Raw genomic sequence first — 4,978 nt, forward strand, 5'->3', positions numbered from 1 at the left:
CCAACGGGTCCATCAGACGACCGCCTCTCGGGACTCGGTGGTGAGGGTGGGGGTCACGGTCAGGCCGGCCACGCCGGCGTAGACGCCGGCCAGGCGGGCGGCGATGCGCGGCCACGCGTAGGAGTGCGTGGCGCGGTCGCTCGCCGCGGCCGCGTACGAGACGCGGCGGATGTCGTCGCGCAGCAGCCGGCGCAGCGCGGTGCCCAGGGCGCCCGGGTCGCGCGGGGGCACGAGGTCGCCGGTGATGCCGTCGACGACGGTGTCGGTGAGGCCGCCGACCGCGCTGCCCACGACGGGGACGCCGCAGGCCATGGCCTCGAGCGGGGTGAGACCGAACGGCTCGTACCAGGGGGCGGCGGCGAGGACGTCGGCCGAGCGGTACCAGTGCGGCATGCGGGCGGCGGACACCGCGCCGGCCAGGACGACCCGGTCCCCGACGCCGCAGTGCTGGGCGAGGGCGCGCAGGCGGCGGGCGTACGGGTGGTCGCTCACGTCCCCGTCCGGCGGCCCGCCCACGACGACCAGCTCCGCCCCGGGTACGGCCGGCAGCGCCCGGATCAGGTCCTCGTAGCCCTTGCGCTCGACGAGCCGCCCGACGGTCAGGATCCGCGCGAAGCCGTCGCGGCGGGGCTCGACCGGGCCCTCGGGCGCGAACACGTCCGTGTTCACCCCGGACGGGACGAGCACCATGTTGGACCGGGACAGGCCCATGCGCAGCAGCTCGCGCACCTCGTCCTGGCACTGCACGACGATGCGGTCGACGACCCGGCCCAGCTGCCGCTCGTACGCGATCCGGTGCTCCGGGCTCGTGTCGGCCGCACCCTGGTGGCGCCGCTTGACCGTGCCCAGGGCGTGGAAGGTCTGCAGGACCGGCACGTCGCAGCGGCGCGCGGCGGTGACGGCGGCGAGCCCGCTCATCCAGAAGTGCGCGTGCGCGACGTCGGGCAGCCAGCTGGTGCGCCACTCGGCGGCCAGCCAGTCGGCGAAGGCGCCCATGAAGGGCAGCAGCTCGTCCTTGGGCAGCACGACCGGCGGGCCGGCCGGCACGTGCACCACGTCGAAGCCCTTGACCGTGACCGTGTCCGGCAGCGCGGCGTCGTCGCGGCGGGTGTAGACGCGCACCTCGTGCCCGTGGGCGGCCAGCGCGGCGGCGAGCTCGGCGACGTGGGCGTTCTGGCCGCCCGCGTCGACGCCGCCGAGCGCGCCACGACGACGTGTCCGCTCATCAGCGCGAGCCGGGCGACCTCGCCGCCGAGGTGCCCGCTCGCGCCGATGACCGCGATTCTCACTACGGCAGGACCGGTGCGGCGACGCCGTCGGTGCCCGGGGTGCCGGCCGCGGCCTTGGGCTTGGCGTCGATGCCGGCCTCGAGCCGCTGCTGCGCGGTGATCGGGGTCGGCGCCGTGGTCAGCGGGTCGTAGCCGCCGCGGGTCTTCGGGAAGGCGATGACCTCGCGGATCGACTCGTTGCCGGAGAGCAGCATGCAGGTGCGGTCCCAGCCCAGGGCGATGCCGGCGTGCGGCGGGGGCCCGTACTTGAACGCCTCCAGCAGGAAGCCGAACTTGTCCTCGGCCTCCTCCGGCGTGATGCCCAGCAGGTCGAAGACCCGCTTCTGCACGTCGGCGCGGTGGATACGGACGCTGCCGCCGCCGATCTCGTTGCCGTTCACCACGATGTCGTACGCGTAGGCGAGCGCCTTGTCGGGCGCCTCCTCGAACTTCGCCTCCCACTCCTCGTTGGGCGAGGTGAAGGGGTGGTGCACGGCGGTCCAGCCGCCCTCGTCGGTCTTTTCGAACATGGGCGCGTCGACGACCCAGCAGAACGCCCACGCCGACTCGTCGATCAGGCCGGCGCGCTTGGCGATCTCGATGCGGGCGGCGCCGAGCAGCTCCTGAGCCTCGCGGCGCTCGGCCGACGCAGCGAAGAAGATCGCATCCCCCGGCTTCGCCCCGACCACGTCCGCCAATCCCGACAAATGCTCATTTGACAGATTTTTCGCGACCGGTCCGCGTGCCTCACCGGTGTCGGCGTCCAGCACCACGTAGGCCAGGCCGCGGGCACCCCGGGCCTTCGCCCAGTCCTGCCAGCCGTCGAGCTCCTTGCGGGTCTGCGAGGCGCCGCCGGGCATGACGACCGCGCCCACGTAGCCGCCCGCGTCGATGGCACCGGCGAACACGCGGAAGGACGTGCCCGCGAGATAGGACGTCAGCTCGGTCAGCTCGACGCCGTAGCGCAGGTCGGGCTTGTCGGAGCCGTAGCGGTTCATCGCGTCGGTCCAGGTGATCCGCGGGATCGGCAGCTGCACCTGGTAGCCGGCCAGCTCGCCCCACAGCTTGCTGACGAGCTCCTCGCCGAGCTCGATGATGTCCTCCTGCGTGACGAAGGACATCTCGATGTCGAGCTGGGTGAACTCCGGCTGCCGGTCGGCGCGGAAGTCCTCGTCCCGGTAGCAGCGCGCGATCTGGTAGTAGCGCTCCAGGCCCGAGACCATGAGCAGCTGCTTGAAGAGCTGCGGGGACTGCGGCAGCGCGTACCAGGTGCCGGGCTGCAGCCGGACCGGCACCAGGAAGTCGCGGGCGCCCTCGGGCGTCGACCGGGTCAGGGTCGGCGTCTCGATCTCGTTGAAGTCGCGGGCGTGCAGCACCTCGCGGGCGATCTGGTTGGCGCGGCTGCGCAGCTTGAGCGCGCTCGCCGGGCCGGAGCGGCGCAGGTCCAGGTAGCGGTACTTCAGGCGCAGGTCGTCCGACGCGGTGATCGTGTCGTCGACGGGCAGCGGCAGCGGCGCGGCCTCGGAGAGCACGACCAGCTCGGTGGCGGCGACCTCGATCGCGCCGGTGGCCAGCTCCGGGTTCTCGTTGCCCTCGGGCCGGGTGCGGACCTCGCCGGTGACCTTCACGCAGAACTCGTTGCGCAGCGCGTGCGCGTCCTCCTCGCGGAAGACCACCTGCACGATGCCCGAGGCGTCGCGCAGATCGACGAAGATCACGCCGCCGTGGTCGCGCCGGCGGGCCACCCACCCGGCGAGCGTCACCGTCTGGCCGGCGTGCTCGGCCCGCAGGCTGCCGGCTTCATGGGTACGGATCACGGGAAGATCTCCTCACACAGGTGTTCACGGGGCGCGACCATCATTCTGTCAGGCGCACCGTGCCACCCTTCCATCGCCCACGCTGCCGTCGCCGGGGTCTCGTGCCCGCTCCGGTCCTGGGCGCGCCACGCCAGCAGCAGGGCGGCGGTCGCCACGATCAGGGCCAGCATGGCGAGCAGGATCGCGGCGGCGACACCGGCCCGGGGCTGCGCCGGCGGGATCTCGGGGCTGCCGAGGCGCTCGGTCGGCCCGTCGGGGAACTCGGCGGGAGCCCGGCTGGTGGGCTTCGCGTTCGACGCGCGGAACACCGACATGGAGGACTCCGGAGGTCGAGGGCGACGGATGCCGCGACAACGCCGCCCACCGACCGTAACGGGCGAAACGGGCATCGGCCCATCCCCCGATCCGGTTGCCCTGCGCTGCCGTAGCATGCGAGCGTGCCGGCGCGTACCCCTGCGAGATCCGCCACCATCGACCGGCTGGACCGGCAGATCCTCCACGGGCTGACCCTCGCGCCGCGGGTTCCCTTCGCCCGCCTCGCCGCGGTCCTCGACGTGTCCGAGCAGACCGTCGCGCGGCGCTACCAGCAGATGCGGTCGCACGGCCTGGTCCGGGTCTTCGGGATGGTGGACCGGTCGCTGCTGCCCGGCACGAGCTCGTGGATGCTGCGCATCTCCTGCCGCCCGGGGACAGCGGCGGCGACGGCGGCCGCCCTCGCGCGGCGCACGGACACCAGCTGGGTCGCCATCGGCGCGGGCGGCGCGGAGCTGACCTGCCAGGTGTCCGTCGACGAATCGTCCGCCGACGGGCTGCTCGCCCACCTGCCCCGCGCGGCGAACGTGCTGTCGCTGAGCACCCACCAGGTGCTGCACCGCTTCGTGGGCCGGGGCGAGGCGGACTGGATCACCGCGGACGACAAGCTGGGCGCCGACCAGCGCCGCGAGCTGCTGGCCGACGACGTGCCCGGCGTCTCGACCGGGGCCGAACTGACCCCCGAGGACCGGCCGCTGATCGTGGCGCTCGCGCACGACGGCCGGGCCAGCTACGCCGCGCTGGCCGAGGCCACCGGCTGGACGCAACGCAAGGCGGCCCTCCGGCTGGCCACCCTCACCGAGGCGGGCCTCGTCCGCTTCGACCTCGACACCTCGGTGAACGCCCTGGGCTTCCGCGCGGTGGCCCACCTGTGGTTCACGGTCTCCCCCACCGACCTCGCCGCCGTGGGCGCCCGCCTCGCCGACCACACGCCCCTGGCGTGGGCCGCCGCGGTGACGGGCGCCGCCTCGCTGGTGGCGATCGCGTTGTGCCCCGACGCCCCGGCCCTGTACCGCTACCTGACCACGGAGATCGCGGCGATCGCCGAGGTACACACGTGCGAGGCGGTGCCCGTCTTCACCCGCGTGAAGCAGGCCGTCTCCCTCGTCGAGAACGGCATCCTCCGCGGCCCGGTCGTGTGACCCGGCGCCTCAGTGCGTGACGGCCGGCGCCTTCTCCGGAGCGGGAACATCCGCGGCCGGGCGGGCCGGGCGGACCAGGAGCAGCACGGCGATGCCGGCGAGGATGCCCGCGCCCGCGGCGACCAGGAACGCCGCGTCGAGGCCGGCGATCGAGGCGCCGTGCAGGGCCTTGTCCACTGTGTCGCGTACCTCGGCGGGGACAGCCGCCAGGATGCGCTGGGCCTGGCCGCCGGCGAGGCCGTGGGCCGTGTTCTCCGGGTCGGGGGCGCCGGCGTCGGTGAGGTGGGCGCGGGCGCGACCGGCGAAGGCCGTGCCCAGCACCGCGATGCCGATCGCGAAGCCCAGCTGGCGGGCGGTGTTGACGGCACCGGCCGCCATGCCGCCCCGGTCGCGGGGCACGGCCGCCATCGCCGCCTCGGCCAGGGTCGGCATGACCAGG

At 74.1% G+C, this 4,978-nt stretch carries 3 protein-coding genes and 2 pseudogenes; 1 reads left to right on the forward strand and 4 read right to left on the reverse strand.

Features of this window, described 5'->3' with window-relative positions:
* Positions 1-12: 12 nt before the first annotated feature.
* From RBH18_RS42995 to RBH18_RS43005, 3 genes and pseudogenes are all read right to left on the reverse strand, one after another.
* Positions 13-1,242 (reverse strand): annotated as a pseudogene (locus RBH18_RS42995) (glycosyltransferase); the annotation flags it as partial.
* Positions 1,243-1,288: 46 nt separating this feature from the next.
* A complete protein-coding gene (gene aspS, locus RBH18_RS43000; protein ID WP_306216292.1) occupies positions 1,289-3,085 on the reverse strand; it encodes an aspartate--tRNA ligase in 1,797 nt (598 codons plus the stop codon).
* Positions 3,082-3,399, reverse strand: a complete 318-nt coding sequence (locus tag RBH18_RS43005) for a hypothetical protein (protein WP_306216293.1) — start codon at positions 3,397-3,399, stop codon at positions 3,082-3,084. Before RBH18_RS43005 ends, aspS begins: the two co-directional genes overlap by 4 nt.
* A 123-nt stretch (positions 3,400-3,522) precedes the next feature.
* On the opposite strand from RBH18_RS43005, the gene RBH18_RS43010 reads away from it, so the two are divergent.
* Positions 3,523-4,539 carry an Lrp/AsnC family transcriptional regulator gene (locus RBH18_RS43010; RefSeq protein ID WP_306216295.1) on the forward strand — a complete coding sequence of 339 codons (1,017 nt, stop codon included), beginning with the start codon at positions 3,523-3,525 and terminating at the stop codon, positions 4,537-4,539.
* Between the two features lie 9 nt (positions 4,540-4,548).
* Here the strand turns inward: RBH18_RS43010 and RBH18_RS43015 are convergent.
* Positions 4,549-4,978 (reverse strand): annotated as a pseudogene (locus RBH18_RS43015) (MFS transporter); the annotation flags it as partial.

The organism is Actinoplanes oryzae, from assembly GCF_030757795.1.
Classification (GTDB): Bacteria; Actinomycetota; Actinomycetes; order Mycobacteriales; family Micromonosporaceae; genus Actinoplanes.